The following is a 26,161-nucleotide window of genomic DNA, read 5'->3' on the forward strand; positions in this document are numbered from 1 at the left end:
CCAATCGCTGGAGTGTCTATCCCGGCGCGCAGCTCGGCGGTCATGCGGCGCTCGGCCGACCGTTCTGTACGGGCTTGGTCACGGCCGCTGGCTGCCGCCCCCCATAGCGCCCCACCAGTTGCGCCTCCGATCAGCAATACACAAGCGAGAGCAAATGTGGTGATCTTCCACAACTGCCCCACCAGAGCGCCGCCGGCACCGGCGGCAACCTCGGAAAGAGGGTTCACAGCGAGCCCCCGACCGCGACGTATTTTGCCGGCCGCACCAGAAACACATTGTTCACGTGCTCGCGGTTGATGTCGCACGCCGAGCGGCCGCCGTACAGCGGCTGGCGTGACTTCAGACAGTGATGCTCCACGTGCCCTAACCACTGCGCTGGATCGCAAGCCTTGGCCAGCGGGCAGGCGCGGCGCTCGCGCTACACGCCACCCGGGCCGCCGTTGTAGCCAGCATCACCGAACTCCAACGCCGCCGGCGTCTGGCGGAACTGGCGCGCCGAGTCGCGAGACATCAGCACCGGAGCACGAAATTACAGATCAGGCCGCTGGTACACGTTCGTCCAATTCAATGCGCCTAGCTCGGTGCCGTACCGCACACGCAGATCGGACAGCGCGTCAAAGCGCGTACTTCCATAGACACGATAGGCGCGCGTGATCTGGCAGACGCCAGCGCCCTCTTCCCACTCGGTCTTCAACTTGGCGTCCGGATTCCAGCAACCTCGCGATCGCAAGCTAATGCACGACTTCTGCTCGACCAGACTGGCCAGTAGAACCGGGGGGCGCGGCCACAAGCGCTGCTGCTCGGCCTTTAGCAGTGGCATGTACTTCACGGCGCCGGCTGGCAGTTGGTCGACCACGTACGCACGCGGCGAGAACACCAGCAGCAGACCGACCAGTACGATGGCGATCGCGATCTCGATCAGCGCCAAGCCGGCGCCGCGATGAATGCCAGCATCAAGATCGCGACCAAAGTCCAGAAGACACCATACGCCAAGTCTAGCGCTTTGATGTGTTCCAAGAGCAGCCAGAAAAGCAGCGACGTGGCTATCAGCGAGCGCGTAGGCAACGACGAGCACTTGATCTTCGTTTGCTTTTTCATGCTCACCTCGGATAAAAGAACCACCAGCGCGCGGCCGGCGGCAAAGGTTCAGCAGGCACTGAACGGGAGAAGCTGGAGCGGCTGCGGGGAATCGAACCTCGGTCATAGGCTTGGAAGGCCTATGCCCTATCATTGAGCTACAAACACATTTACTACTATGCCTCCCTACGGTCTCGTCCTCTGCCGTAGCTTCGGGACTAACGCAGGTGCAGTGAATCAATAATTATCTGATGTAATGACATCCCCCCTCTCTGAGGAGGGTGCAAAAACTGAGAATCCATGGTAGATTGATAATTTCCAAGGGGAAAATCATGCCGGAGTGGAATATATACGCTGTGCAACGAGAAGGAGGCTTCTACCCCTCGACTGATCGTGGCTTGACCGAATTTGATGTGGTAGGCCACACTTCCCATGTTGATTCCGCCATCAATATTATCCTAGAAGGCGGCATTAAACCTGCATTGGTCTTTGATAAATCTCAGTTGAATGAAAGCCGCATTCAGGTGGGTTGGTTAAGTCCGAATCACTGGGTGCGCGGATATCGATACGGAAATATCCAATTTGAATTCAAGTTTGACGATCTCATTTATGGCAAAAATTTCTATTGGGTGGAGGCCATTGATGATTATACTCCGTCCGCTTGCCGCATACTTATAACAGACCAAGATAGATCAGCGCAGCTGGTCGAATACGATCCGACATTACGCGATGGACCGTGGTGGCATGATAAAGATAACAACACCCATTTTTACAATGGAAAATTTTGCCTCGAATTTATGTTTGAGGAAAAAATCCCGTTGACGTTACTCTCTGGGTTCAGATTTGTGGATCACCACGCCCAGTTTTGCTCTGTCCATCGCTACAGCCAACACAGATGCGACCAACTGGGTGATAATGCTGCAATTGGCGGCGCTAAATTTCTTCTCAAAGCGTCTGCCAGAGCGGTCGATCTATCTGATGTATCGGGTTATTTTTTCTACCAACCAGATAAATTCGACTCAGATTTTCAACTTGCAGTTTCAAAAATTCCAAGACTAATAACAGTACACGACAACTATGGCGGACCAATCACAATTCGTAGCCGAAATCGGATGGGTTTAGCGCGCGCCACCTTGAATGCCATCGTTTGTGACCGTCTACAGGAAGCTTCAGAAATTCTCAATCTTTTTGATGAAGAAGAGACATTTGTGACATCTCTAGCAGAAGTGATATTGGACACCGTCGGGTCAGGCCCGATAGCGCCAATTATAAATGCCTTGTCATGATTTCATGAGAGGCTATTCGCAGATTGCTTAGTATCGTTGCTGCCCGCGACCTGTTTGCTTGATGCTGAACCTCAGGCTCGCAGCCCCTGTCGCGTACTTTATCTAGTTCGACGCCACCGGCACCGTCTCACCTTTGCCGGTGCCTTTATTTAATTGATGAGACTCGAAGCCTGCATTACGAGTGCAGAGAGTGTATAGAACTGAACGTTAATAAACTCGAATAATGAAGTCAACACTTACGCATCCGACCGAGATACAGTCCCCACCTAGGTCATGCGTATCAGCCATTTAGGTTCATTAGACTATTTCGATTTATCATCATGAAGTGTATTTGAAAACGCAGTGTCTAATTCCATCGCCCGATTAACCATTTCCGTAATCGCAACATCCGTACCATCGTCCTTAGAAAGAAAGTAAAGTGGAACATTTGGAAATGTCGCTACTAACTGACTATTATCGAAACTGTTAAAAATCCTTAAATTATAAAACTCAGTTGCCTTTAACATTAAGTCCTTGTTCAAATATTTTTCGTAACTCTGCAAATCTTTCCAAAATTTTTCTCGCCCTGCTAGGCTTGCTTTATTCATTGTTAGCGCAATGGACAAAAAAGGATTTGTGCTTTCCACATACGCCGGATCTCGGGCTGGCTTATTCAAATTCAAGCCTGATAGGCATTTAAAAAAAATATCGTCTTTGAGAGACTCTATTCGCATGAAATCTGATCCTGTGGAGCATTGGCGGTATAAGACATTTATACCGCCGAGAGATTTTCGTAGACTAGCTGATAGTGCTTGGCCTGCAATAGATTCAGCGACGCGCGCCGAAACCGCATCGGCTTCGGCCTTCGACGCCGTTTGGTGCGTTTTATACAGCGTGATTCCAACCATCGAGGCCGAAATTAGTAATGCGAACCACCCTATCGGGGTCAATGCTCGAAGACCAGACTTTGCCGGATCTTTTGTTTTCCCCAAGGTTGCAACAAGGGTCGCGACGAAGCCCAATACTATGAATATGTAGTCCATCGTCATCCTCAAGAAAATCTACAAGAAGAAACTATGAGGATACATTGGCCACATTTCATTGACAATAAAACATTAACTACTGTTGCTCGGTCGCCTCGGCAGTCCTGCGGCACGTGCATTTTGAGCGTTAAATACACCTTCTAATTCGCTGACCATGTCCTTTACCTTGTCCAGCTCGAAGCCGCCGGCACCCGCAATCTCGCCTTTCCCGGTGCCTTTGCATGCCACGCAGATTCGGCGATCTTTAGTGTTGCCGCTGCAAGCATCGCACTTCCGATCAAGCCAATAAGCCAGCGAACGCTCCGCCACGCGGCGGTAGAACGCTTGGCAGCTTGCACGTCCCACGCCGCCCCCTCCTTCACCCACTTGCGCTCGCGGCCCTTCTCCATCACCCGCGCAGTCCAGATGCGCAGCAGTTGCGCCAACCAGTTGCTGGCATTCACAAGGCATCGGCGCAACCGGTGACAGCCCGCCGCCTGGCGACGCCAGCGCCAGCGATCTCCTGTACGAGCAGGCCGTGCCCGTGGTGCGCACAAACTAGCGCTCATCGGTATCGCTGCTCCAGCGACACCTCCGCATCGGCTATAACCATGAGGCGCGCCTGTTGAAAACCATGGAGGGCTAGGTCGCCGGACCAATGCAATCTAACGGTAATCACCAAGTGCACGCGAAAGGCGGCGCTGCGTGAGCACTTCTAGATCGAGTACCAATTCGTTAATAGCGGAAGGGGCTAGTCACAGCAGAGGTCTGGATTTGCATCTCGTTGACCGCCATGTCGTATTGGCGTGCAGCCTCGGTCAAGGCGAGACTAATGTGACTGGCTTCCTGCATGCGCACATCGCGATTCGACGTAAAGTCGGGATTACGCTCGCCAACCGATCGAATCAAGCGAATGGCTATTCGCACCCGGTCCTGAGCTGCAGCGATTTTGAAAGCACAGTTCTTCGGAAGTGGTGCAAGGCGAATCAACTCCTCTTGATTCAGCGGAATCGATTCCGCCAGTACATCGCCGAACGCAAGGAAGATTCGAATCTCCAAATCCTCTTTTGAGCAGCGCTCAAACCATGCCGCAGCTTCCTTTACATCCGCACGAGTTCCTGCCAGTTGAAGCAAGTTGCTCGACGCGCATATTTTGGCAGCGATCATCGCATCGCGGTGGCGCCATCGTTCTTGTGCGCCAGCGATGTAGATCGCGCCAATAATCGCGCCAATCGTGCCTACGGCACCAAACCAAGTCCCCCAGTCCGCTGCCGTGAGCGTGGACCAACTGATCAAGTTGTAGGCAGCCAGAAAAATGGCGCCGGCGGAGATCATCCCGCAAAGTCGCACGATTGGCGAATCGAAGAATTTAATTAACGTTTTCATAAGGAAATTGTAGCATGCCGCTCCCCTACGAAAACTCGACCGGCGGTGCCGGCGCTCTGGAAGAGATCGGCAAGATCCTGACGCGCTTCGGCTGCGCGCGATTCGGCCACATGACCGACAACGAAACTGGCCACCTGCTGGTGCAGTTCACCCATCGCGGCAATGACGTGTCGGTGAAGGCGAGCTATCTCGGCTACGCGGTGGCGTGGCTAAAGGAGCCCCTCCTACTCCAGCCGCACGAAGGCCACACCTAAGCAGCACGAACAAAAGGCACTGGAGCAAGCCAAGATCAGTGTGTGCTCGATGAGCACCGCCTTCTACAAATCCAGCGACAGCCCCCTGATGGCAGCTTGGTCGACTTACGAGGCAGAGGAGACAGAGATCTTCGCCGCAGGCGAAGGATGATCCGCTGTGGACGAAGTCTGATGCCCAGCGGGTTGGCATCCAGTATTCGCGCGCATCGCTGCGCAAGGACACGAAGAAACAACGCCAGGCGCTCGCCGCACTACAGGCCGACTTGGAGGATCGCTTCCAGAAGGAGAAAGCTGATCTGGGGTCGGTGCTGGCCGCCATGGGGACGGACTGGGGTAACCTTTTTTCAATAGAATCTACTTGGCGAGTTGTACCTTATCGAGGTCGGATCACCCAACATCTTGAATGATTTCCTGGCAAACCCTGTCAAGCTCACTTTGAAGTTGTTGAATTTGTTGCGTCAGCAAAGGTGCCATCCGCTGCATCGCTATCTTGGACTGGTCGGTCTCGCTCGTACCATCGTGAAGACGCGAAGCATGAAAACTGTTGAGATTCAACGTCGCAAAAGTCGTACCCAATTCTGCATAGAGTCTAACAATATCAGTCCGAAGCTGATCTCGTTGGATAAGTCCAAGTTTCGACGTGCAGCCGGAATACACCCAGAACTTTGGCGTCATGTCGGGATACACCATGGCGAACATCCCGTGGGACTTGAGTGCCTCATTTTCGTCCATCCGTTTCCGAATTCGGTCAACGGAGGTCTTGAACGCGGACAACTCCGAATGCAGAGCCTTGAGGAGGTTATTAACCTCAAATCTCAAAGCGCTGATCTGTCGATCTGTCTCAGCTTGAGCTGCCACGGAAGCACGTTGGGCATTGTCATTAATTTGCCACGCGATGCCCAAGGCCGCACCCACGATAGCTGCCACCGTACCGATTGCCTGCATCCAGCCGGCAGCTTCACTGGACTCAAGGCCTTTGTTAATAAGCGCGCTAAAAAAGCCACCCAACAGCGTCGCCAGAATCAATGCGGCCGCGACCCAATTGATCCAATTTTTTCTTGTAATTTTAGTCATGGAGCAATATTAGCATGAGCCAACTTAAAGCCTACGATGTGCGCGAGCCGGTCGAAGGCCACTGCGTTATCCGCTTCGCCTCCAACAGTGCGACAGCGCGCAGAAAAGGTGCCAACGAGTTGGGGATTGAGTGGGAAAGCGTAGAGCATTGTCGGCGCATTCCGATTCTGGACGAGTTCGTGCCAGGCCCGGCTCGACCAAGCGCGCTGATTGACCTCGGCCGGTGGCTCGAGTGCTGGCACTGCGGCAATCGGGTTGATGATTATGACAAACCAGACATCATCTACGAAGGCGCGGCCGTCTACTGCAGCATGTGGTGCCGCCAGATGGAGTTCACACGGAAGCGCCGCCGGGGAGCTGCGCATGTTGTGCTGATCGAGCTGTTCGAATCTCAATTCTCCGACTATACGATCAAGCACATCCCATGTCTTCGACGACAAACTGCTGCCACCTGAACGCGGCGGTGCTATGGCCAGCTTTGCATTCATGTTCCCCGGCGCTAAATACCGCGCGACGTTTGCATATGGCGATGATCACCTACGAGTCGCGCAGGACGACCTGCCGGCCTACTACGCTTGGCGCGGAATCGCCCCACCAGCGGAGGCGCCATGACCCACGACGACATCAACACCGACAAGGGCCGCAACACCCGCGCGTCGGCATGGCGCGAAATCTTCATGATCTAAGGCGTGCTGATCCGCGCCCTGCTTAAGCCGTCCAACCTAGTGTGACGAGGTAAATTACACCCAACAAAAAAGCCGATCTGTTTAAAGATCGGCTTTTTCTGTAAGTGATTGAAATCACTCTGAATTCTTGGTGGGAAGTGCAAGTTTCGAACTTGCGACCCCTGCAGTGTGAATGCAGTGCTCTACCCCTGAGCTAACCTCCCGTTGAGTGCGAGCATTATAGAGCTTGCACCCGAGATGTGCAAGTCCTGCCTATCCAGCTGCCGGTGGATTCAGCGAGGCGGTCCAGATGCATTGGCCTTTCACCGCCTTATCCAGCCCCGCCAGCGTGTCGGCGTGCGCAGCCAGTTCTTCTTCCGTTGCCGGTACGAAGATGATCTCGCCCATGGCCACCGGCTCCAGCATTTCACCGATATTCACCACTTCCTCTTCCACGTCCATGCCGAGGCTGTTCTGGCCGCGGGTCATGGCGAGGTAGACGTCCGCCAGCAGTTCCGCGTCCAGCAGCGCGCCGTGCAGCTTGCGGTGCGAGTTGGAGATGCCGTAACGGTCGCACAGCGCGTCCAGCGAGTTGCGCTTGCCCGGATGCAGTTCCTTGGCCTGCACCAGCGTATCGATCACGCCGCCGATGTGCTCGGTGAAGTCCGGCAGGTTCAGCAGCTTGAATTCGTGATTCAGGAAGCCCAGGTCAAACGGCGCGTTGTGGATGATGACTTCGGCGCCCTGGATGTACTCGCGCAGCTGATCGACAATCTCGTGGAACTTCGGCTTGTCGCTCAAGAACTCGGTGGTCAGGCCGTGGACATTGAGCGCACCCTCTTCCGAGTCGCGTTCCGGGTTGATGTAGAAGTGGAGATTATTCCCCGTCAGCATGCGATTGTTCAGCTCGACGCAGCCGATTTCCAGGATGCGGTTGCCCAGCTTGGGGTTGATACCGGTAGTTTCAGTATCGAGTACGATTTGGCGCATAGTGTTCCGTAATTAATTGCAGAGCGCAGTATATCAGCGGCCGCGCGCCGCTTCCACGCCGCGGTTGGCCAGCATATCGGCCCGTTCGTTGCCCGGATGGCCATTGTGGCCGCGCACCCAGCGCCATTCGACGGTGTGCATCTGCTGAGCTGCATCCAGCGCCTTCCACAAGTCTTCGTTCTTGACCGGTTCCTTGGTCGAGGTTTTCCAGCCGCGCGCCTTCCAGCCGTGGATCCACTCGCTGATGCCTTTTTGCACATACTGGCTATCGGTGTGCAGCACTACCGTGCACGGCCGTTTCAGCACCGTCAGCGCTTCGATCACGGCCTGCAGCTCCATCCGGTTATTGGTGGTATCGCGCGCGCCGCCGAAGATTTCCTTCTGGGCCTCGCCCGCCACCAGCAATGCGCCCCAGCCGCCAAGGCCCGGATTGCCCTTGCATGCGCCATCGGTAAAAATTTCAACCTTATCCATCCTGCTGCTCTCTTCTTTTGTTCGTTACTGGCACGCCCACCGGGGGCGCCACCGCTTTTCTAGTCCATGCCGGGCCGATCAGGCGCATGCCTTTCACGCGCTTGACCGCTTGAATGATGTAGACGCCGCCGAAGTACGGCCACCAGCGCGAGCCGGCATTATCCATGAAGGTGTAGCGCTGCAGCCATTTTTCTGTGCGGCAGGCCGGCGCGTAGCAACCGAAGTGGCTCTGGCTCGCGCTCATATTCAATAATTTTAACCAGTCTTTCATGCGCGGCATAGAGATCAGCTCCTCCGTGCGCGGCAGGAAGGAGGTGCCGCCGACGCGCCGCAGCACGTGGCGCGCGCCCCACAGGCTGGCCGGGTTGAAACCGCAAATCACCACCTGCCCTTCGGGGATCAGCACGCGCTCGACCTCGCGCAGCACCTGGTGCGGATCGGTGGAAAATTCCAGCACGTGCGGCAGCACGATCAAGTCCACGCTTTGCGAAGCGAACGGTAGCTCGGTGTAGTCGAGCGTGAGGTCAACGCTGCGCTGCTGCTCCGTGGCAGTGCGCGTCTTGCGGTCAGCCAGCAGTTTGTACGGCATGCGGCTGGCGGCCAATGCATCAATTTCGGGCATGCCGATCTGCACCGCGTTGAAGCCAAAGATATCGGCTGTTAAATTATCGAGACAGCTTTGTTCCCACGCACGCATGTACACACCTGCGGGCGTTTGCAGCCAGCCTTCCAGCGCTATAATGGATTTCTCCGACCCCGCCTTATCCATGCTTAGCCTTTAGCGATCCAATGACCATATCTTCTACTCAAGCTCTCAGTGTTTTAACGGTACCGGCGTTCCGCGACAATTATCTCTGGTTGATACATGATGGCACACATGCTGCGGTGGTCGACCCCGGCGACGCCAAGCCGATCCTGGCGGCGTTGAAGGAAAACGGCCTCAAGCTCACCGCCATTCTACTCACCCATCACCACGCTGACCACATCGGCGGCGTTCCTGAATTATTACAGCATTATCAGGTTCCTGTTTTCGGCCCGCGCAACGAGACCATTGCTGCGGTCACTTTGCCGGTAGGCGAAGGCAAGACGGTCGACGTGCCGGGGCTGGCGCTGAAACTGAATGTACTTGATGTTCCGGGCCATACCATGGGCCACATCGCTTACGTGCGCGACCCGGTGGACGATCAGCCGACGTGGCTGTTCTGCGGCGATACTTTATTTGCCGGTGGTTGTGGCCGCCTGTTTGAAGGCACGCCGGCGCAGATGATCAGCTCGCTCGGCAAGCTGGCCGCGCTGCCGGACGACACGCTGGTGTTTTGCGCCCACGAGTACACGCTGTCCAACCTGCGCTTCGCGCGCGTGGTAGACCCGGACAACGTGGCGCTGCAGGGACGCGTGAAGGTGGAGACGGACAAACGCGAACACGATGTGCCGACCGTGCCGTCGACCATCGCGGTGGAGAAAGCCACCAATCCGTTCCTGCGTTACCGCGAGCCGGCAATTGCGGAGCAGCTGGTGAAGGCCGGGCGTCTCGATCGGATCGACACGCCCTTGGCCACCTTCACCGCACTGCGTTTGTGGAAGAATGATTTCTAATCGTTAGAACAATTAGATTTCTTCGTACAGCGGCAGCGTCAGGAATTCTTCAAACGCTTCCGAGGTCGACATCTGCTCGAAGATTTGCGCTGCGCGTGGATAGGCCGGGGTATTGCCATCCGGCGCAGTGCTCTGCACCTTGGCCAGCTCTTCCGGGATCATCGCGCGCACCATGTCGGCCGTGACCTTGCGGCCGTCTTCCAGCACGCCCTTGGTGGAACGAATCCACTGCCACACTTGCGAACGGCTGATCTCGGCGGTAGCCGCATCTTCCATCAGATTGTGGATCGGCACGCAGCCATTGCCATTCAGCCAGCTACCGAGGTAGTGAATGCCGACGTTGATGTTGTAGCGCAGGCCGGCCTCGGTGATCGGGGTCTCAGGCTTGAAGTCCAGCAGCTGCTCGGCGTGCACTTCCACGTCGAGGCGTTGCTTGTCGATCTGGTTCGGTTTATCGCCCAGCACTTTCTTGAACTCGGCCATGGCCAAATCCACCAGGCCCGGGTGCGCCACCCAGCCGCCGTCGTAGCCGTCGGTGGCATCGCGCGCCTTGTCGTTGCGCACGCCGCCCATGGCGATTTCGTTCTTCTCTGGATCGTTCTTGATCGGGATCAGCGCGGCCATGCCGCCGATGGCCGGCGCATTGCGCTTGTGGCAGGTTTTGAGCAGCAGCAGCGCGTAAGCACGCATGAACGGCGCAGTCATGGTGACCTTGGCGCGGTCGGCCAGGCAGAAATCCTTGTCCAGCTTGAACTTCTTGATGCACGAGAAGATGTAATCCCAGCGGCCAGCATTCAGGCCCGAGCTGTGTTCGCGCAGTTCGTACAGGATTTCGTCCATTTCAAACGCGGCCAGGATGGTTTCGATCAGCACGGTGGCCTTGATGGTGCCTTGCGGCAGGCCCAGCTCGTTCTGGGTCATGACGAAGATGTCATTCCACAGGCGCGCTTCGAGGTGCGATTCCATTTTCGGCAGGTAGAAGAACGGGCCGGCGCCGCGCGCGATCTGCTCCTTGGCGTTGTGGAACATGAACAGCGCGAAGTCGAAGATGCCGCCCGAAATGCGCTTGCCATCCACCAGCACGTGCTTTTCGTCGAGGTGCCAGCCGCGCGGACGCACCACCAGGGTGGCGGTCTTGTCGTTCAGCTTGTAGGACTTGCCGTTTTGCTCCAGCGAGATGGTACCGCGCACGGCGTCCTTCATGTTGATCTGGCCGGTGATCTGGTTGTCCCAGTTCGGCGAATTCGAATCTTCAAAGTCGGTCATGTAGCTGTCGGCGCCCGAGTTCAGCGCGTTGATGACCATTTTGCGCTCGACCGGGCCGGTGATTTCCACGCGGCGGCATTCCAGCGCCTTCGGGATCGGCGCGATTTTCCAGTCGCCGTTACGGATGTGGGCAGTCTCGGCCAGGAAATCCGGGCGCTCGCCGGCGTCCAGGCGCTTGGCGCGCTCCACGCGCACGGCCAGCATTTGTTGACGGCGCGATTCAAATTCGCGGCTCAGCTTGGCGACCAGCGCCAGCGCTTCCGGCACCAGAATGGTTTCGTAGCCAGGCTTGATCTCGCCGGTGATTTGCATGCCTGCTGGCAAAGTGATGGTGGACTGCGTCATTTGTGGTCTCCGTAAAAAAATGTCAACGAATCAGCTCATTATATGCCTGTTGCACTGCGGTGTTTTTAGTGTGTCGGCTCAGTTACGCAGTGAATTGTTTTACAGTATATTCACTCGTTAGTTATGCAAACAAGACTAAAAATCACTTCATCTATGCGTTTTTGTAAAAAGTGACGGAGACAGGTATTCATGGGGCAGTTCAGGCAGATTTCCACTTTTGTTGAGGTTGTTGCGCGGGGCAGTCTCTCTGCGGCGGCGCGCGCCGAGGGCATCGCGCCGGCGATGATAGGCCGGCGCCTGGACGCACTGGAGACGCGCCTGGGCGTTAAGCTGCTGCAACGCACCACGCGCAAGCTGGCGCTGACCGATGAGGGCGCCGCCTTCCTCGAAGACTGCCAGCGCATCCTCGCAGAACTGGAAGAAGCAGAATCGGCCGTATCGGAGCGTAGCGCGCATGCCACAGGTCATTTGATGATCTCGGCGCCGGCCGGTTTTGGCCGCCAGCACGTGGCGCCGCTGCTGCCCTCCTTCCTTGCCGAGCACCGCGACGTCACCGTCACGCTGAATATGAGCGACCGTGTGGTTGATATCGTCGGCGAAGGCATCGACGTGGCGATCCGCATCGCCAGCCTGTCGGATTCCAGCCTGGTCAGCGTCAAGCTGGCCGATAACGAGCGCGTGGTGGTCGGTTCGCCCGCCTATCTCAAACGCCACGGCAAGCCGGAAACGCTGGCCGATCTGACCAGACATAACTGCCTCGCCATCAGCAGCGAGGGCAGCCAGCGTGGCTGGACTTTCCGCGAGGACGGCAAGAACGTGGTGCTGAAGGTGAACGGCAACATGGCCTGCAACGACGGCCAGGTGCTGCACGAGTGGGCGCTGGCCGGCAAGGGGCTGGCGTGGCGTTCGATGTGGGAAGTGGGCAGCGCGATTGAGGCAGGCAAGCTGCAAACCGTGCTGGACGGCTATGCTGCGCCGGGCAACGACATTTACGCCGTGTTTGCGCAGCGCCGCCACCTGCCGCTGCGGATCCGCGCCTTCGTCGACTTCCTGCGCCACAGCTACTCGCAGCCCGATTACTGGCGCAAACCGATAAAGTGAACAGGCAAAAAAAAATCCTCGGATACCGAGGATTTCTTGATCGTTAGATCCAGCGTATTAGATAGGCTGAATGTTCGAAGCTTGCTTGCCTTTAGGGCCGGCGGTTACTTCGAAAGAAACACGTTGGTTCTCTTGCAGGGATTTGAAGCCTGCGGTTTGAATCGCCGAGAAGTGAGCGAACAGATCTTCGCCGCCTTCGTCAGGGGTGATGAAGCCAAAACCCTTCGAATCATTGAACCATTTTACGATACCAGTTGCCATTACAATTCCTATTTCAGTTAATTTGGGCTTGCGCCCGTGATATCGTTTTTGAGGCAAGAAAGAACAAACTGCACTACTCTTGAATCTAAACGATCCCGCATTATACCCATTTACGAGAGAAAAGCACGTTTCCACGAAAATAAATGCAACCTGTCGCATTTTTTGGTAGAAAGCTCTCGAAACGGCATGTAGGTGTCATTATAGACAACAAATCCGCGCAAGGTTTGACCTAAATCAATCGAACTGGCTTGCCTTGGCGTCCCGTGTGGCCCACTGCAACAGTTTTTCGACTTCCGGCACTACCGCCGCCCAGCCGGTTTGCGTGTTCAGCACGCCGCGCACCATCTGCTCGATGCGGCGCGATTCCTGTCCAAACACCGCATAGCCGAAAGTGCCGGCCGATCCCGCCACGCCGTGCAGCACTTCGTGCAGCTGGTGCAGCGCGTCTTGCGGCGGCTGCTCGCCGCCGGCCACGCAAGCGCCCAGCGCAGCACGGATTTTTTCGAGGGTGCCCGGCACGGTGGCGGCGAACTTCTCGTTCAGCGCCGCCAGCCGCGCCCGGAAATCAGGATCGACAGGAGTAGCCATGGGGATGAGATTATTTAGTGCCGAAGATACGGTCGCCTGCATCGCCCAAGCCTGGGATGATGTAAGCGTGATCGTTCAGGTGCGAATCTAGCGAGGCGCAGTAAATCTTCACGCCCGGATGGGCTTTCTGGAACACTTCAATGCCTTCTGGCGCCGCCACCAGCGCCAGGAAGATGATCTGGTCGTCGGTAACGCCGCGCTTTTTCAGCACGTCCACCGCGTGCACGGCCGAATTGCCGGTCGCAACCATCGGATCGCACAGGATGAAGGTGCGCTCGGCGGTGTCCGGCAGGCGCACCAGGTATTCCACCGGCTGGTGCGTTGCAGGATCGCGGAACACGCCGATGTGGCCGACGCGGGCCGACGGCACCAGATCCAGCAGGCCGTCGCTCATGCCGATACCGGCGCGCAGAATCGGCACGATGGCCAGCTTGCGGCCGGCAATCACCGGCGCTTCGATGGTCATCAGCGGGGTTTCAACGGTGCGGGTGGTGAGCGGCAGGTCGCGGGTGATTTCGTAACCCATCAGCAGCGTGATTTCCTTGAGCAGGTCGCGGAAGGTACGGGTCGACGTATCCTTGGCGCGCATGTGGCTCAGCTTGTGCTGGATCAGCGGGTGATCGGTGATGAACAGGTTAGGAAAACGCGGATCTTGTTTCATTAGTTTTGCTCTTCATTAGACGGTTATCAGCGGCATTATACTATTGGGACGGCGGGCATCTTATTCGACCAGCGCCCGCGCCAGGATCGCCGGGCAATCCACGCCCGGCGGCAAGCGGCCATATGCGCCGCCAGGTTCGCGCTTTAAGCGCGAGGCCATGAAGGCCCCCGACACGCAGGCCGGCGCGTGGCGCAGCAGCAGCGCCGCTTGCACCGCCAGCACCACGCGCTCAGCCAGCACGCGGGCGCCGAATTCCTCGGGCTGTTGCTGCGCGAGGTCGGCCAGCAAGGTCGAGCGATAGGCGACAAAGAAGGTGTCGCCATTGCCGGCCAGCGCCAATTCGGCGGCCAGCGCCTCGCGCGCCTCCGGCGACTTGGCAAAGGCGCGCAGCAAGTCGAGGCACATCACGTTGCCCGAACCTTCCCAGATCGAGTTGACCGGCAGCTCGCGGTACAGGCGCGCCAGCGGGCTCTCCTCCACGTAGCCGCTGCCGCCGATAACCTCCATCGCCTCCGCACCAAAGCCGGGGCCGCGCTTGCAGACCCAGTATTTAGCGGCAGGCGTCAGCACGCGCGCCAGCATGGCTTGCGCCGGATCGTTGATCTCATCGAAGCAGCGCGCCAGCCGCATCGCCAGCACCGTTGCGGCTTCGGATTCCAGCGCCAGATCGGCCAGCACGTTTTGCATCAGCGGCTGCTCGGCCAGCGGACGGCCAAACGCCACGCGGCGGCGCGCATGATGCAGCGCATGCGTCAGCGCAGCGCGCATCGTGCCTGCGCTGCCGAGTACGCAATCGAGCCGGGTGTAGCCGCCCATCTCCAGGATGGTCGGAATGCCGCGCCCCTGCTTGCCGATCAGCCAGCCGTAGGCGCCGGTAAACTCCACTTCCGACGAAGCATTCGAGCGATTGCCGACCTTGTCCTTCAGCCGCTGCACGCGGATCGCGTTACGCTCGCCGTTCGGCAAATAGCGCGGCAGGAAGAAACACGACAGCCCCGCGCTGCCTGCCTCGTCGGTCTGCGCCAAAATGAGATGCGCATCGCTTTGCGGCGCCGAGAAGAACCACTTGTGGCCGACGATGCGGAACACATCCTCGCCCTCCTCGCCAAACAAGGCGCGCGCCTCGGACGGCAGCACCGGCGCGGCGCGGGTAGTGTTGGCGCGCACGTCCGAACCGCCCTGCTTCTCGGTCATGCCCATGCCGATGATTACGCTTCGCTTCTGCTCGACAGGCAGCGAGCGCGGATCGTAATCATTGGACAAGATCTTGGGCAGCCATTTGGCGGCAATGCGCGGCGCCTGCTTCAGCGCCGGTACCGAGGCGTAGGTCATGGTCACCGGGCACTGCGAGCCATTTTCCAGTTGGCCGAACATCAAGTAACGGGCCGCTCGCGCCACCTGCGCGCCGGCGCCGCCCTGCCATGGCGAAGAATGCGTGCCGTGGCCAATCAGCAGCGCCATCAGGCTATGCCAGGACGGATGGAACTCCATCTCGTCAATGCGATGGCCTTCGCGATCGTAATTGTGCAGCTTAGGTGTGTACAGATTGGCGAGCCGCGCCAGATCCAGCATTTCAGCCTTGCCCAGCTCGGCGCCGAGCGCATGCAGCGAGGCCGCCGCATCTGCCGCGCCTTCGCGCTCCAAGGCTTCCTGCAGGGCCGGATCGGCCGCAAACAGGTTGATATTGCCAAACGGCGCAACAGTATTGCGCACTTCGTGGGTGTCAAAAGGCTGCATATTGTCTCCGTTCAAAACGTCATTATTGGTTTTCTTGAACAATGCCATATGATAAGCGCATAACAAGAGGGAGACCGCATGACCGAAGCGTATATTTATGAGGCCATCCGCACCCCGCGCGGCAAGGGCAAAAAGGACGGCAGCCTGCATAGCGTCAAGCCGATCTCCTTGCTGACCGGCTTGATGAGCGAACTCCAGCAGCGCCACCAGCTCGACACTGCGCTGGTCGATGACGTGGTGCTCGGCTGTGTGACACCCATCGGCGAGCAAGGCGCGGACATCGCCAAGATCGCCGCGCTGGCTGCGGGCTGGGACTGGAAAGTGGCCGGCGTGCAGCTCAACCGCTTTTGCGCTTCTGGCTTGGAAGCCGTCAATCTCGCCGCGCAAAAAGTGCGTTCTGGCTGGGAGGATTTAATCGTCGCGGGAGGCATTGAATCGATGTCGCGCGTGCCCATGGGTTCCGACGGCGGCGCCTGGACGCTTGATCCTGAAACCAGTTTAAAAACCGGCTTCGTCCCGCAAGGCATAGGCGCGGATTTGATCGCCACCCTGGACGGCTATCACCGGGAACAGCTGGACGCCTTCGCGCTACGCTCGCAGCAAAAAGCCACCGCCGCGCGCGCAGAAGGCCGCTTCCGCTCCATCGTGCCGGTACGCGACCAAAACGGCGTCTTGATATTAGCGGAAGACGAATTCATCAAGCCCAACACCAGCATGGAAGCGCTAGAAAACCTGCAACCCGTCTTCGCCGCCATGGGCCAGCAGGGATTTGACGCCATCGCCCTGCGCAAATATCCGCAACTGCAACGTATCGAGCACCTGCACACGGCCGGCAACTCCTCCGGCATTGTGGATGGTGCGGCGCTGGCGCTGGTCGGCAGCCAAGCCGCCGGTTCGCGCCTTGGCCTTGAGCCGCGCGCGCGCATCGTGTCGGTCGCTGTCACCGGCTCCGAGCCAACCATCATGCTGACCGGCCCTGCGCCGGCGGCCCGCAAGGCACTGCAGAAAGCCGGCCTCTCCATCAACGACATCGACCTGTTTGAAGTGAACGAAGCCTTCGCCTCCGTGGTACTGCGTTTCATCAACGGGATGGAAGTCCCGGAAGACAAAGTCAACGTCAATGGCGGCGCCATCGCACTCGGCCACCCGCTGGGCGCGACCGGCTGCATGCTGCTCGGCACCCTGCTCGACGAACTGGAAGTGCGCAAGCTGCGGCGCGGCATGGTCACCATGTGCGTGGGCGGCGGCATGGGCATCGCCACCATCATTGAACGGATATGAACATGATTACCACCCACCAGAGCGGCGCCACCCTCACCGTCCTGCTGGCGGCGCGCAGCATCAACCCGCTAAGCCGCTTATTCCAGCGCGACCTGACCGCGCTGCTCGACAAGCTGGAATCGCGCCGCGCGCAGCTGGGCGCCGTCATTATCGGCTTCGACACCGAGACTGCGGATCGCAGCCATGAACTGGAACACATCATGGCGCTGACGGCGGCCCAGGCCGCCGACTGCATGCACATGCTGGACGCCTACAACGCGCTGCTGTGCCGCCTGGAAGGCTTGGGCGTGCCGGTCACGGCCACGTTGAGCGGCGACATCAGCGGTCACGCGCTCGGCCTGGCGCTGGCTTGCCATCGCCGCATCGCCTTGCCGAACGCGCGCTTCAGCATGCCGCAAGTGCAGCTGGGGCTGGCGCCAGTCGCTGGGGAAATCGCTCGCACCGTGCGCCTGACCGGCCTGCAAGCGGCCATGCCGCTGTTGCTGGACGGCGCCGTGCTGAACGCGGAGCAAGCGTTGCAAGCCGGCCTGCTGCATGCCGTCGCCGCGGGCGAGCCCGAGCTCACCAACACTGTCCTGAACAAAATCGCGCTGAGCCAGCCGTGGAATGCGCGCGACTACCGCCTGCCGGGCGGCGGACTCGACACCGCGCCGCTGCGCGCCCTGCTGCAAACCGCACCGGCGCTGCTGCGCATGCGGGCCGGCGGCCCATCACCGGCAGCCGAGGCCGTGTTATGCGCCATGGTCGAAGGCCTTCAAGTCGATTTTGAAAATGCACTACAAATCGAGAGCCGGTATTTTTGTCAAACAGCCATCAATCCGTTGCCTCGGAAAGGCAGTTTTTCACTCTGAGCAGCGGTTTTTTTAGCGATCTCAAGAGATTTCTCAAAAAGTCGCTGTAATGTTGTCTTTTTTCATGCAATTTGCTTCTCAACAGTGATACATTTCGTTATGGTTTTGCAAGATTCGCCTAGCCCAATTGTTACATGCATACTTTGAAAGAATAGATCTTCGCGATGCCAACGAGTGTTTCATCCCAGCCGCGTCATGAATTGGATAACCTCATGGAAGAGGCTGGCGATGTAGTTTTTCGCCTGAATCAGCTAGGCCAGCTGCTGTTTGCCAGCCAACGCGCCACTGCCCGCATTGCCAGCGCCGCGCCGCTGGCTGGCAGCGCCATGGCCAAGCTGGTGGCCGATGGCGACCAGGCGCCGCTGGCCGCCGCATTGGCCGAAGTGCTCGAATCGCGCAATCCACGCCTGCTGGAAGTGCGCATCAAAACGCCCGACATCGAAATCTGGCATGAGCTGCGCATCTCGGCGTTCCTTAACGCGCAAGACACGCTGGAACTGCTGGTGATTGGCCGCGACATGACGGTGCAGCACGCGACCGAAGAGCGCCTGCGGCACATGGCCACGCACGATGCGCTGACCGAGCTGCCGAACCGCCTGCTGCTGTCCGACCGCATGCGCATGGTGATTGCCAATGCGCGCCGCTCGGGCCAAGGCTTCTCGGTGGCCACGATTGGACTGGACGGCTTCAAGAAAGTGAACGATGGCCTCGGCCATCCTATCGGCGACGCCATGCTGCGCATGGCCGCGCAGCGCCTGCGCAAGACCCTGCGCGACAGCGACACGCTGGCCCGCGTCGGCGGCGATGAATTTGTCGCCGTCCTGCCCGGCACCGCCACCGAAGCGCAAATCAAGCTGGTAACGGGCCGCTTGATCGCCACGCTGCAATCGCCGTTTGAAATTGAGAGCCACACGATTTATGTCGGCGCCTCGGTCGGCGTCTCGGTCTACCCGCAGCACGCGGAAGACGAGATTCGCTTGCTGGCGCTGGCCGACGCCGCCATGTCGCGCGCCAAGGAAACCGGCAAGGCGCGCGCCGTGGTCTACAGCCCATCGCATTCCGGCCCGCCGCAGCACGACATCTCGCTGGAAGCGGCGATGTTCCAGGCGGTGCGCGAGGGCGAGTTCCAGCTGTACTACCAGCCGATCGTCGATGCCCACACGCGAGAGATCCAGGGCTTTGAAACGCTGATGCGCTGGAAGCACCCGACGCTGGGCATGGTGCCGCCGGCGCGCTTCATCCCCATCGCCGAGACCAACGGCCTGATTAATCTGCTGGGTGCATGGGCGCTGAAAGCGGCCTGCGTGCAGCTGAAACAATTTGAAGAAGTGGCCAAGCGCAGCTTGTACATCTCTGTTAATATCAGCCCGCGACAATTCCGCAATGATAAATTTTTGGATGTGCTGGACGATGCCATCGCGTTCTCCGGCCTACTTGGTGAGCAATTGGTTTTAGAAATCACAGAAGGCACACTGATGATCGATCCAGTGCATGCCGAGTCTATCTTGTCCAAAATGGCCGAACGTAACGCCCGCATCGCGATTGACGATTTCGGCACCGGCTACTCGTCGCTGGCCTATCTCAAGCGCTTCCCGATCTCCGTACTGAAAATCGACCGCACCTTCATCCGCGACCTGCCCGGCTCGCAGAAGGACGGCGCGATCTGCAACGCCGTGCTGGATCTGGCCAAGCACCTGAACTTGTCGGTGGTGGCGGAAGGCGTGGAGACCGAAGAACAACTGCACTACCTTGAAGAACGCGGCTGCCAGTACATCCAGGGCTACCTGACCGGCAAGCCGATGGCGGCCAACGTGGCGCTGGCCGCGCTCAAGGAAAGCATCCACGCCAAAATGGTGCCGGCGGAGCTGCGACAGGTGGCGCAATGAACACCAGCTTCAAGGCCAGTACGCCGCTCGGCAACAAGACCCTGTCCGAGCTGGGAGACTGCACCCGTCGGCGCGGCGACATGCCAGGCTTCGCCAAGGCCATCACCGCCATTCTCGGCGCCATGCGCGGCGAGGACGAGCAAGAATTCAATATGACCCGCACCGTGTTGTCCGACCCGGTGTTGACGCAAAAGGTGCTGCGGCTGGCCAACAGCGGCATGTACTCGGCCTTCGGCCAGCACGTGAACACGGTATCGAAAGCGGTGCTGGTGCTGGGCACGGAAGCCATCGGCCACTTGGCGCTGGGCCTGAAACTGATTGAAGAATTGGCCGCCACATCAACCGACACCACCATCGCCCATATCGAAATGGAGAAGGCGGTGCTGGCCGGGATCGTGGCGCAGCAAATCGCCTTCACCGCCGAAAGCCGCCATGGCGAAGAAGCCGTGGTGTGCTCCATGCTGCACACGCTGGGCCGCATGATGCTGACCTTCTACATGCCGGATCGCTGGCACGAGCTGCAGCGCCTGGCCGATCAATCGCAGCGTTCGGTGGAAGACGCCGCGCCGGAACTGCTCGGCCTCTCGCTGGAAGAAATCGGCCACGCCGCCGCGCTGCATTGGGGCTTGCCTGCGTCGCTGCTGAACGGCATGCGCACCGTCGGCCCGGCCGAAGCAGGCGCGGAAGTTTCGCCATCCGACTGGATCGCCGGCCTCTCGACCATGGCCGCCAGCTGCGCCGAATCGTTGTGGCATGACGACGCGGAAGGCGCGGAAAAAGTGAAGCAGCTGACCGAGAGCTACGCCGCCATGCTGGGTGTGGAAGCGCCGAACCTCATGAACGCCATCGAGCAAGCCAAGGTGGTGGCGGCCAACGACTTGACTATCGCGCCCCTGTCGCGTCCCGCCGAACGCCGCGCCAAGGCGCTGGCCAAGACGCGCCAGCGCGCCGCCGGCAACAAGATCCTGCTCAGCGGCCTGGCCGATATGCGCGACGTGCTCGATACCGCCAGCCCGGGCCAGATGGTGCAGATCGCGCTGGAGACGGTGTACAAGGGACTGGACTTCTCGCGCGCGGTGGCCTTTGTCCGCAACCGCAAGGACAACCAGTACGCGGCCAAGATCAGCTTCGGCGAAGGCACGCGCGAGCTGCTGGCCGGGATGACTTTCGACGACGCTTACGAACCGAATGTATTTCACGCAGCGCTCAATAGCGACCGCGTGATCTTCATCGAAAACGCGCGCGACGCCAAGTTCGCCGCCAAGCTGCCGCTGTGGTGGAAGACCTCCTTGTCCGAGGCGCGCAGTTTTGTGATTCTGCCGCTATCGGCCAACGGCCAGCCGGCCGGTTTCCTGTACGGCGACTGGGACGATTCCTTCCCGCCGATCTCGCTGAGCGCCACCGAGTTCTCGCTGCTGAACGATATGCGCGCGATGGTAGTGCGCGCAGTGGAACGCCGCCACGGCATTGCGCCGGAAGCGGTCACGCGTTAATTAGTGCCCGTCTCGCTGCTGCCAGCGGAACGACAGCATGGCAGCCAGCGCGGACAGCAGCACCAGCACCGAGGCCAGGTAGTACACCGACTCGGCGCCCGCCCTGTCCCACCACTGCGCCAGGAACAAACCGCCCAGCGAGCCGCCGATGCCGTACGAGATGCTCATGTACAGCGCCTGCCCGCGCGCCTGCAACGGCCCTGAGAACCAGCGCTGCAAGGACATCACCGAAGACGAGTGATGCAGCGCGAAGGTCGCCGCGTGCATCACCTGCGCCAGTATCAGCAGCCACAAAATATGCGAGCCGAAGCCGATCATCAGGAAGCGCACCACGGCAATCCCCAGCGCCAGGTACATCATGCGCATCGCGCCCCAGCGCTTGAACAGCGGCGCCTGGAAGTAGAACAGCAGCACCTCGGCCAGCACGCCCAAGGACCACATGGCGCCGATCACGGTCTTGCTGTAGCCATTGCGCTCAAGGTAGAGCGAATAGAAGGTGTACAGGGCCGTATGCGCCGACACCATCAGCGCGGTCGAAGCGAAGAAGGCGATCACCTCGCGCCGGCGCAGCAGCGACATTAACGGCGGCGGTGCGGTCTTGTGCGTGCGGCGCGGCACATCGCGCAGGCGGAACGCAGCAAGGATGGTCGCCACCAGCAGCGCCGCGGCCACCCACGGCAGCGTGATGATGCCGTAATGCTCCAGCGCCAGCGAGGCCAAGGTCACGGAGACGATAAAGCCGATCGAACCCCACATCCGAATCCGGCCATAGTAGGTCAGGTCGCCCTTCATCTCGGACAGCATCAGCGCTTCGCAAATCGGCGCTTGTCCGCTGGTGAATAGGTTGAGGATCACCATGGCCAGCATGAAGTGGCCAAAGGTGCTGCCGAAGAAGAAGCCCGAGAATCCCACCAGCGCGGCAAAGCCGGCCAAGCGCAGCACCAGCACGCGGCGGTCGTAATGATCGGCGACGTAGCCCCACACATTGGGACCGACGATGCGCAGCACCTGGATCATCGACATCAGCACGCCGATCTGCGCCACGGTCATGCCTTTATCGGCAAAGAACAGCGTGGCGTAGGTGCTCCAGGTTCCAGCGTGTGCGTAGTAGCAGAAGAGGAATAAGGCGAAGCTGAAAGCTTGCGCGGGCACTGCTTACAACTCGATATTCGGCGTGGAGACTTTGACGTCGCCGCACTGCGCGCGGTGCATCAGCGCGTGGTCGATCAGCACCAGCGCCAGCATCGCTTCCGCAATCGGCGTAGCGCGGATGCCGACGCATGGATCGTGGCGGCCGAAGGTTTCCACCATCACCGGGTTGCCGTCCTTGTCGATCGATGGACGCGGGGTGCGGATCGACGACGTCGGCTTGATCGCAATCGACACCGTGATGTCCTGGCCGGTGGACAGGCCGCCCAGCACGCCGCCGGCGTTGTTGCCGACGAAGCCTTGCGGCGTCAGCGGATCGCCGTGCTCGGTGCCCTTCTGCGCAATCGATTTGAAACCGGCGCCTATCTCCACGCCCTTGACGGCGTTAATGCCCATCATGGCGTAAGCGATATCGGCATCCAGCTTGTCGTAAATCGGCTGGCCCAGGCCGACCGGGATATTCTGCGCCACCACGTCGATGCGCGCGCCGATCGAGTCGCCGGCCTTGCGCAGCTCATCCATATAAGTTTCCATGCTGGCGATCACGCCGGCGTCGCCGGTGGCGGCAAAGAATGGATTGTCCGGCACATGCTTCCAGTCCTCGAACGGCACCACGATATCGCCGAGCTGGCTCATGCAGCCCTTGAACACCGTGCCGTACTGCTGGTGCAGCCACTTCTTGGCAATCGCCGCCGCGCCCACCACCGGCGCCGTCAAACGCGCCGACGAGCGGCCGCCGCCGCGCGGATCGCGGACGCCGTACTTGTGCCAATAGGTGTAGTCTGCATGACCAGGACGGAAGCTTTCGGCGATGTTGCCGTAATCCTTGCTGCGCTGGTCTTCATTGCGGATCAGCAGCGCGATTGGCGTGCCGGTGGTCACGCCCTGGTACACGCCGGACAGGATTTCCACCGTGTCCGATTCCTGGCGCTGGGTCACATGGCGCGAGGTGCCCGGTTTGCGGCGATCCAGTTCTGGTTGTATATCCGCTTCAGACAACGGTAATCCCGGTGGGCAGCCATCGATCACACAACCAATCGCAGGACCGTGCGACTCACCAAACGTAGTAACGGAAAACAATTTGCCAAAAGTATTACCGGACATAGGAAAAGAATCTTCGGAAAAAAGGTGGAAAGTCCCCCATTCTACCAGCCGCTACCCCGTGGCGTCCCGTCCACACAATAATTTCCACAAAGCAAGTTTCGCTTGGTAAAATATCATTCTTTTGATACAAGTATGCTGCAACTTGTACACTGACTTGCAGAAGTGCGCACAAGCTTCGGTTGAATGCCATGAAAACCGCATTCTTTTTGACAATTCGCTATATACTTGAACGCAAGAACACCGAGTAATCTGGAGAAGCTACACATGCCCCCACCGGTCACACCCCTTGAGCAATCCAAGGATGATCAAGACGATTTGGTATTCTTAGAAGAGCATCCGGTTGCGCCTGCTACGACGGGCGCGCGCAATGTTTGGCGGGTCATGATTATCGATGACGATGAAGACGTCCACTCGACCACCACCTTTGCGCTCGGTAACCTCGATATGCAGCATCGTCCGCTCGAATTCGTGCACGCGTATTCGGCTGGGCAAGCACGCGAATTGCTCAAGCACGAAAGTGAAATCGCCGTCATCCTGCTTGACGTGGTGATGGAACAGGACGATGCCGGCCTGCACCTGGTGCGCTACATTCGCGAGACCCTGAAACTGCACGACGTGCGCATCATCCTGCGCACCGGCCAGCCGGGCTACGCCCCTGAAATCGACGCCATCCGCGATTTCGACATCAACGATTACAAGACCAAGTCGGAGCTGACCCGCATCAAGCTGTTCACCACGGTGACGGCGGCGATCCGCTCCTACGAGCAAATCCGCAAGATCAACGACAGCCGCCGCGGCCTGAACCAGATCGTCCACGCCAGCACCCAGCTGATGACGCTGCACGGCGTGCAGAATTTCGCGGCCGGCGTGCTGGCGCAGATTGCCGACCTGCTGGGGCAAGAAGCCAACGGCGTGCTGTGCGTGCAGGAGTGCCCGGACACCGGCTGCCACGAGCTGATGGTAATGGCCACCGCCGGCACCTACCGCCATCTCGACAATATCACCCTGACCGTGCGCGAAGACCCGCGCATCCACGACGCCATCGAGCACGCGCTGGCGCAGGGCCGCAACGTCTATGGGGCGGACTTCATCACGCTGTACTTCGCCGGCAAGGCTAGCCGCGATTTCGTGGCCTTCCTCGAAGTCAAGCGCGCCGTCACCGAAATTGATGAGCGCCTGCTGGAGGTATTCTGCAGCAACGTCGCAGTGGGACTCGATAACGTCGAGCTGGTGACGCATTTGCACAACGCGGCCTTCTACGACCAGCTGTCCAAGCTGCCGAACCGCACGCGGCTGGTGGAAATCCTCGACACCACCCTCGCCGGCCCGGCGCGTGAAGACGCCACCTTGTCGCTGGTCGACCTCGACCACTTTGCCGAAACCAACGACGCGCTCGGCCACCAGTTTGGCGACATGCTGCTGATCGCCGTCGCCGGCCGGCTGCAAACCGAGCTGGGCGGACAGCTGACCGTGGCCCGCATCGGCGGTGATATTTTCTGCGTGCTGGGCGACTCCTCGCAGGTGAATCCTGGCGCCATTCTCAGCCTGTTCCAGCGTGCGTTCAGCATTGATGGGCAGGATGTGCAGCTGTCGGCCACGCTCGGCCTGGTGCGCCTGAGCGAGCACGAAGGCAGCGGCGCCGATGCGCTGAAAGACGCCGACATTGCCCTGAAACGCGCCAAGTCGCAGCAGCGCGCCGGCCACTTCTACTTCTCGCGCTCGATGGGCGTGGAGATCCGCGAGCGGGTGCGCATGATGCACGCGCTGCGCACGGCGTTTGGGCAGAACCAATTGTTCGTGGTGTACCAGCCGCAAATCGACCTCGCCACCCGCCGCCCGGTCGGCGCCGAGGCGCTGCTGCGCTGGCAAACGCCGGACGGCAAGTTCATCTCGCCAGACCGCTTCATCCCGATTGCCGAGTATTCCGGGCTGATTATCGACCTTGGTGAATGGGTGATGCGCACCGCCTGCCGCGAGCTGGTGGATCTGCGCAAGGCCGGCCACCATGATTTCATGATGTCGATTAACGTCTCGCAGGTGCAGTTCCGCCACCCGCACTTCCTCGACATGCTGCGCAAAGCGCTGGAAGACACCGGCGCGCCGCCACAGAACATCGAGCTCGAAATCACCGAATCGATGGCGATGGAAGAGCCGGATTTGCTGATCAAAATGCTGGGCCAGATCAAGCAAACCGGCGTCAGCATCGCGATAGACGACTTCGGCACCGGCTTCTCGTCATTGTCGTACTTGCAACGACTGCAGATCGACCGGCTGAAAATCGACCGCGCCTTCGTCACCGAAATTACCGGCTCGGCGCGCGGCAGCAGCATTGCCGAAATGGTGATCCAGCTGGGCCGCAATCTCGGCCTGGCCGTGATCGCCGAAGGCGTGGAAGACGAGCGCCAGGCGCAAATCCTGCAATCGCTGGGCTGCCCGCTGGCCCAGGGCTTCCTGTTCGCCCGCCCAATGACCGCCACCGCCCTGAACGGCTGGCTCAGCAACGATGCGCTGGAGGGCGCGGCTTAAACCGCGTTCCCTGCCCTGCCCAAAAAGCCGCGTTGATCGCGGCTTTTTTATTTCCCGAGCGAAAATGTAGAGTCTTTCTTCGCAAGTGTAACGAAAAGTGACAATTGTT

General features: G+C 59.3%; 24 protein-coding genes, 2 tRNA genes and 1 pseudogene. 11 read left to right on the forward strand and 16 right to left on the reverse strand.

Annotation, left to right across the window (positions count from 1 at the left end; translation table 11 throughout):
* Positions 1-529: 529 nt before the first annotated feature.
* Positions 530-1,204, reverse strand: coding sequence for a hypothetical protein (locus GTP45_RS11700; protein ID WP_161014023.1), 675 nt, complete (start codon positions 1,202-1,204; stop codon positions 530-532).
* Positions 1,172-1,245: transfer RNA gene (locus tag GTP45_RS11705), tRNA-Gly, on the reverse strand. Before GTP45_RS11705 ends, GTP45_RS11700 begins: the two co-directional genes overlap by 33 nt.
* Positions 1,246-1,409: 164 nt before the next feature.
* Here GTP45_RS11705 and GTP45_RS11710 point away from each other — a divergent pair.
* Positions 1,410-2,363, forward strand: coding sequence for a hypothetical protein (locus tag GTP45_RS11710; protein ID WP_161014024.1), 954 nt, complete (start codon positions 1,410-1,412; stop codon positions 2,361-2,363).
* A gap of 302 nt (positions 2,364-2,665) precedes the next feature.
* Here GTP45_RS11710 and GTP45_RS11715 read toward each other — a convergent pair whose 3' ends face one another.
* On the reverse strand, positions 2,666-3,385 hold the full coding sequence (locus GTP45_RS11715; protein ID WP_161014025.1) for a hypothetical protein: 720 nt from the start codon (positions 3,383-3,385) through the stop codon (positions 2,666-2,668).
* Between the two features lie 478 nt (positions 3,386-3,863).
* Between GTP45_RS11715 and GTP45_RS11720 the strand changes: the two are divergent.
* Positions 3,864-4,004 (forward strand): annotated as a pseudogene (locus tag GTP45_RS11720) (DNA translocase FtsK); the annotation flags it as partial.
* 95 nt (positions 4,005-4,099) lie between these two features.
* Here the strand turns inward: GTP45_RS11720 and GTP45_RS11725 are convergent.
* Entirely contained in the window at positions 4,100-4,750 is a 651-nt protein-coding gene (locus GTP45_RS11725; RefSeq protein WP_161014026.1) for a hypothetical protein, read from the reverse strand.
* A 14-nt stretch (positions 4,751-4,764) separates the two neighbouring features.
* Between GTP45_RS11725 and GTP45_RS11730 the strand changes: the two genes are divergently transcribed.
* Positions 4,765-5,004, forward strand: coding sequence for a hypothetical protein (locus GTP45_RS11730; RefSeq protein ID WP_161014027.1), 240 nt, complete (start codon positions 4,765-4,767; stop codon positions 5,002-5,004).
* Between the two features lie 387 nt (positions 5,005-5,391).
* Here the strand turns inward: GTP45_RS11730 and GTP45_RS11735 are convergent, their stop codons facing one another.
* Positions 5,392-6,078 carry a hypothetical protein gene (locus GTP45_RS11735; RefSeq protein ID WP_161014028.1) on the reverse strand — a complete coding sequence of 229 codons (687 nt, stop codon included), beginning with the start codon at positions 6,076-6,078 and terminating at the stop codon, positions 5,392-5,394.
* 14 nt (positions 6,079-6,092) lie between these two features.
* Between GTP45_RS11735 and GTP45_RS11740 the strand changes: the two genes are divergently transcribed.
* A complete protein-coding gene (locus GTP45_RS11740; protein WP_161014029.1) occupies positions 6,093-6,533 on the forward strand; it encodes a hypothetical protein in 441 nt (146 codons plus the stop codon).
* 359 nt (positions 6,534-6,892) lie between these two features.
* Here the strand turns inward: GTP45_RS11740 and GTP45_RS11745 are convergent.
* The 4 genes from GTP45_RS11745 to GTP45_RS11760 form a co-directional block, all read right to left on the reverse strand.
* A tRNA-Val gene (locus GTP45_RS11745) sits at positions 6,893-6,967 on the reverse strand.
* Positions 6,968-7,016: 49 nt separating this feature from the next.
* On the reverse strand, positions 7,017-7,733 hold the full coding sequence (gene dnaQ, locus GTP45_RS11750; protein ID WP_161014030.1) for a DNA polymerase III subunit epsilon: 717 nt from the start codon (positions 7,731-7,733) through the stop codon (positions 7,017-7,019).
* Positions 7,734-7,766: 33 nt separating this feature from the next.
* Positions 7,767-8,207: a ribonuclease HI gene (gene rnhA / locus GTP45_RS11755; RefSeq protein ID WP_161014031.1), complete on the reverse strand. Its 441-nt coding sequence runs from the start codon at positions 8,205-8,207 to the stop codon at positions 7,767-7,769.
* Positions 8,200-8,976, reverse strand: a complete 777-nt coding sequence (locus tag GTP45_RS11760; RefSeq protein WP_161014032.1) for a class I SAM-dependent methyltransferase — start codon at positions 8,974-8,976, stop codon at positions 8,200-8,202. The genes rnhA and GTP45_RS11760 overlap by 8 nt, the downstream gene beginning before the upstream one ends.
* Positions 8,977-8,996: 20 nt before the next feature.
* Here GTP45_RS11760 and gloB point away from each other — a divergent pair, with 20 nt between their 5' ends.
* The gene (gloB, locus tag GTP45_RS11765) at positions 8,997-9,803 is read left to right on the forward strand and encodes a hydroxyacylglutathione hydrolase (RefSeq protein WP_161014033.1); all 807 of its coding nucleotides are present in this window, start codon (positions 8,997-8,999) and stop codon (positions 9,801-9,803) included.
* Positions 9,804-9,815: 12 nt separating this feature from the next.
* Here the strand turns inward: gloB and aceB are convergent, their stop codons facing one another.
* On the reverse strand, positions 9,816-11,414 hold the full coding sequence (gene aceB / locus GTP45_RS11770; protein WP_161014034.1) for a malate synthase A: 1,599 nt from the start codon (positions 11,412-11,414) through the stop codon (positions 9,816-9,818).
* Positions 11,415-11,603: 189 nt separating this feature from the next.
* On the opposite strand from aceB, the gene GTP45_RS11775 reads away from it, so the two are divergent.
* Positions 11,604-12,515 (forward strand): LysR family transcriptional regulator, encoded by a 912-nt coding sequence (locus tag GTP45_RS11775; RefSeq protein WP_161014035.1) that lies wholly within the window; start codon positions 11,604-11,606, stop codon positions 12,513-12,515.
* A gap of 57 nt (positions 12,516-12,572) precedes the next feature.
* Here the strand turns inward: GTP45_RS11775 and GTP45_RS11780 are convergent, their stop codons facing one another.
* The 4 genes from GTP45_RS11780 to GTP45_RS11795 all read right to left on the reverse strand — a co-directional run bounded on the left by GTP45_RS11780 (position 12,573) and on the right by GTP45_RS11795 (position 15,762).
* Entirely contained in the window at positions 12,573-12,776 is a 204-nt protein-coding gene (locus tag GTP45_RS11780; RefSeq protein ID WP_092270403.1) for a cold-shock protein, read from the reverse strand.
* 234 nt (positions 12,777-13,010) lie between these two features.
* Entirely contained in the window at positions 13,011-13,364 is a 354-nt protein-coding gene (locus GTP45_RS11785) for an Hpt domain-containing protein (RefSeq protein ID WP_161014036.1), read from the reverse strand.
* A gap of 10 nt (positions 13,365-13,374) precedes the next feature.
* Positions 13,375-14,025: a uracil phosphoribosyltransferase gene (upp, locus tag GTP45_RS11790; protein WP_161014037.1), complete on the reverse strand. Its 651-nt coding sequence runs from the start codon at positions 14,023-14,025 to the stop codon at positions 13,375-13,377.
* 60 nt (positions 14,026-14,085) lie between these two features.
* Positions 14,086-15,762, reverse strand: coding sequence for an isovaleryl-CoA dehydrogenase (locus GTP45_RS11795; RefSeq protein ID WP_161014038.1), 1,677 nt, complete (start codon positions 15,760-15,762; stop codon positions 14,086-14,088).
* 78 nt (positions 15,763-15,840) lie between these two features.
* Between GTP45_RS11795 and GTP45_RS11800 the strand changes: the two genes are divergently transcribed.
* From GTP45_RS11800 to GTP45_RS11815, 4 genes are all read left to right on the forward strand, one after another.
* On the forward strand, positions 15,841-17,043 hold the full coding sequence (locus GTP45_RS11800) for an acetyl-CoA C-acetyltransferase (protein WP_161014039.1): 1,203 nt from the start codon (positions 15,841-15,843) through the stop codon (positions 17,041-17,043).
* A 2-nt stretch (positions 17,044-17,045) separates the two neighbouring features.
* Positions 17,046-17,894, forward strand: a complete 849-nt coding sequence (locus GTP45_RS11805; RefSeq protein ID WP_161014040.1) for an enoyl-CoA hydratase/isomerase family protein — start codon at positions 17,046-17,048, stop codon at positions 17,892-17,894.
* Positions 17,895-18,106: 212 nt separating this feature from the next.
* Positions 18,107-19,780 carry a putative bifunctional diguanylate cyclase/phosphodiesterase gene (locus tag GTP45_RS11810; protein WP_161014041.1) on the forward strand — a complete coding sequence of 558 codons (1,674 nt, stop codon included), beginning with the start codon at positions 18,107-18,109 and terminating at the stop codon, positions 19,778-19,780.
* Positions 19,777-21,273, forward strand: coding sequence for an HDOD domain-containing protein (locus tag GTP45_RS11815; protein WP_161014042.1), 1,497 nt, complete (start codon positions 19,777-19,779; stop codon positions 21,271-21,273). Before GTP45_RS11810 ends, GTP45_RS11815 begins: the two co-directional genes overlap by 4 nt.
* Here the strand turns inward: GTP45_RS11815 and GTP45_RS11820 are convergent, their stop codons facing one another.
* Positions 21,274-22,425, reverse strand: coding sequence for an MFS transporter (locus GTP45_RS11820; RefSeq protein ID WP_161014043.1), 1,152 nt, complete (start codon positions 22,423-22,425; stop codon positions 21,274-21,276).
* Positions 22,426-22,428: 3 nt separating this feature from the next.
* On the reverse strand, positions 22,429-23,526 hold the full coding sequence (aroC, locus tag GTP45_RS11825; RefSeq protein ID WP_161014044.1) for a chorismate synthase: 1,098 nt from the start codon (positions 23,524-23,526) through the stop codon (positions 22,429-22,431).
* Between the two features lie 264 nt (positions 23,527-23,790).
* Between aroC and GTP45_RS11830 the strand changes: the two genes are divergently transcribed.
* The gene (locus tag GTP45_RS11830) at positions 23,791-26,052 is read left to right on the forward strand and encodes a putative bifunctional diguanylate cyclase/phosphodiesterase (RefSeq protein WP_161014045.1); all 2,262 of its coding nucleotides are present in this window, start codon (positions 23,791-23,793) and stop codon (positions 26,050-26,052) included.
* The last annotated feature ends 109 nt before the right edge of the window (positions 26,053-26,161 follow it).

It is taken from the genome of Duganella rivi (assembly GCF_009857435.1).
Lineage (GTDB): Bacteria > Pseudomonadota > Gammaproteobacteria > Burkholderiales > Burkholderiaceae_D > Rugamonas > Rugamonas rivi.

What these genes read in the sequence shown, in the direction of transcription:
- GTP45_RS11700 (WP_161014023.1), bottom strand. Translation starts at nt 1,204, where the DNA reads ATGACCGAGGTTCGATTCCCCGCAGCCGCTCCAGCTTCTCCCGTTCAG.
- GTP45_RS11710 (WP_161014024.1), top strand. Translation starts at nt 1,410, where the DNA reads ATGCCGGAGTGGAATATATACGCTGTGCAACGAGAAGGAGGCTTCTAC.
- GTP45_RS11715 (WP_161014025.1), bottom strand. Translation starts at nt 3,385, where the DNA reads ATGGACTACATATTCATAGTATTGGGCTTCGTCGCGACCCTTGTTGCA.
- GTP45_RS11725 (WP_161014026.1), bottom strand. Translation starts at nt 4,750, where the DNA reads ATGAAAACGTTAATTAAATTCTTCGATTCGCCAATCGTGCGACTTTGC.
- GTP45_RS11730 (WP_161014027.1), top strand. Translation starts at nt 4,765, where the DNA reads ATGCCGCTCCCCTACGAAAACTCGACCGGCGGTGCCGGCGCTCTGGAA.
- GTP45_RS11735 (WP_161014028.1), bottom strand. Translation starts at nt 6,078, where the DNA reads ATGACTAAAATTACAAGAAAAAATTGGATCAATTGGGTCGCGGCCGCA.
- GTP45_RS11740 (WP_161014029.1), top strand. Translation starts at nt 6,093, where the DNA reads ATGAGCCAACTTAAAGCCTACGATGTGCGCGAGCCGGTCGAAGGCCAC.
- dnaQ (WP_161014030.1), bottom strand. Translation starts at nt 7,733, where the DNA reads ATGCGCCAAATCGTACTCGATACTGAAACTACCGGTATCAACCCCAAG.
- rnhA (WP_161014031.1), bottom strand. Translation starts at nt 8,207, where the DNA reads ATGGATAAGGTTGAAATTTTTACCGATGGCGCATGCAAGGGCAATCCG.
- GTP45_RS11760 (WP_161014032.1), bottom strand. Translation starts at nt 8,976, where the DNA reads ATGGATAAGGCGGGGTCGGAGAAATCCATTATAGCGCTGGAAGGCTGG.
- gloB (WP_161014033.1), top strand. Translation starts at nt 8,997, where the DNA reads ATGACCATATCTTCTACTCAAGCTCTCAGTGTTTTAACGGTACCGGCG.
- aceB (WP_161014034.1), bottom strand. Translation starts at nt 11,414, where the DNA reads ATGACGCAGTCCACCATCACTTTGCCAGCAGGCATGCAAATCACCGGC.
- GTP45_RS11775 (WP_161014035.1), top strand. Translation starts at nt 11,604, where the DNA reads ATGGGGCAGTTCAGGCAGATTTCCACTTTTGTTGAGGTTGTTGCGCGG.
- GTP45_RS11780 (WP_092270403.1), bottom strand. Translation starts at nt 12,776, where the DNA reads ATGGCAACTGGTATCGTAAAATGGTTCAATGATTCGAAGGGTTTTGGC.
- GTP45_RS11785 (WP_161014036.1), bottom strand. Translation starts at nt 13,364, where the DNA reads ATGGCTACTCCTGTCGATCCTGATTTCCGGGCGCGGCTGGCGGCGCTG.
- upp (WP_161014037.1), bottom strand. Translation starts at nt 14,025, where the DNA reads ATGAAACAAGATCCGCGTTTTCCTAACCTGTTCATCACCGATCACCCG.
- GTP45_RS11795 (WP_161014038.1), bottom strand. Translation starts at nt 15,762, where the DNA reads ATGCAGCCTTTTGACACCCACGAAGTGCGCAATACTGTTGCGCCGTTT.
- GTP45_RS11800 (WP_161014039.1), top strand. Translation starts at nt 15,841, where the DNA reads ATGACCGAAGCGTATATTTATGAGGCCATCCGCACCCCGCGCGGCAAG.
- GTP45_RS11805 (WP_161014040.1), top strand. Translation starts at nt 17,046, where the DNA reads ATGATTACCACCCACCAGAGCGGCGCCACCCTCACCGTCCTGCTGGCG.
- GTP45_RS11810 (WP_161014041.1), top strand. Translation starts at nt 18,107, where the DNA reads ATGGAAGAGGCTGGCGATGTAGTTTTTCGCCTGAATCAGCTAGGCCAG.
- GTP45_RS11815 (WP_161014042.1), top strand. Translation starts at nt 19,777, where the DNA reads ATGAACACCAGCTTCAAGGCCAGTACGCCGCTCGGCAACAAGACCCTG.
- aroC (WP_161014044.1), bottom strand. Translation starts at nt 23,526, where the DNA reads ATGTCCGGTAATACTTTTGGCAAATTGTTTTCCGTTACTACGTTTGGT.
- GTP45_RS11830 (WP_161014045.1), top strand. Translation starts at nt 23,791, where the DNA reads ATGCCCCCACCGGTCACACCCCTTGAGCAATCCAAGGATGATCAAGAC.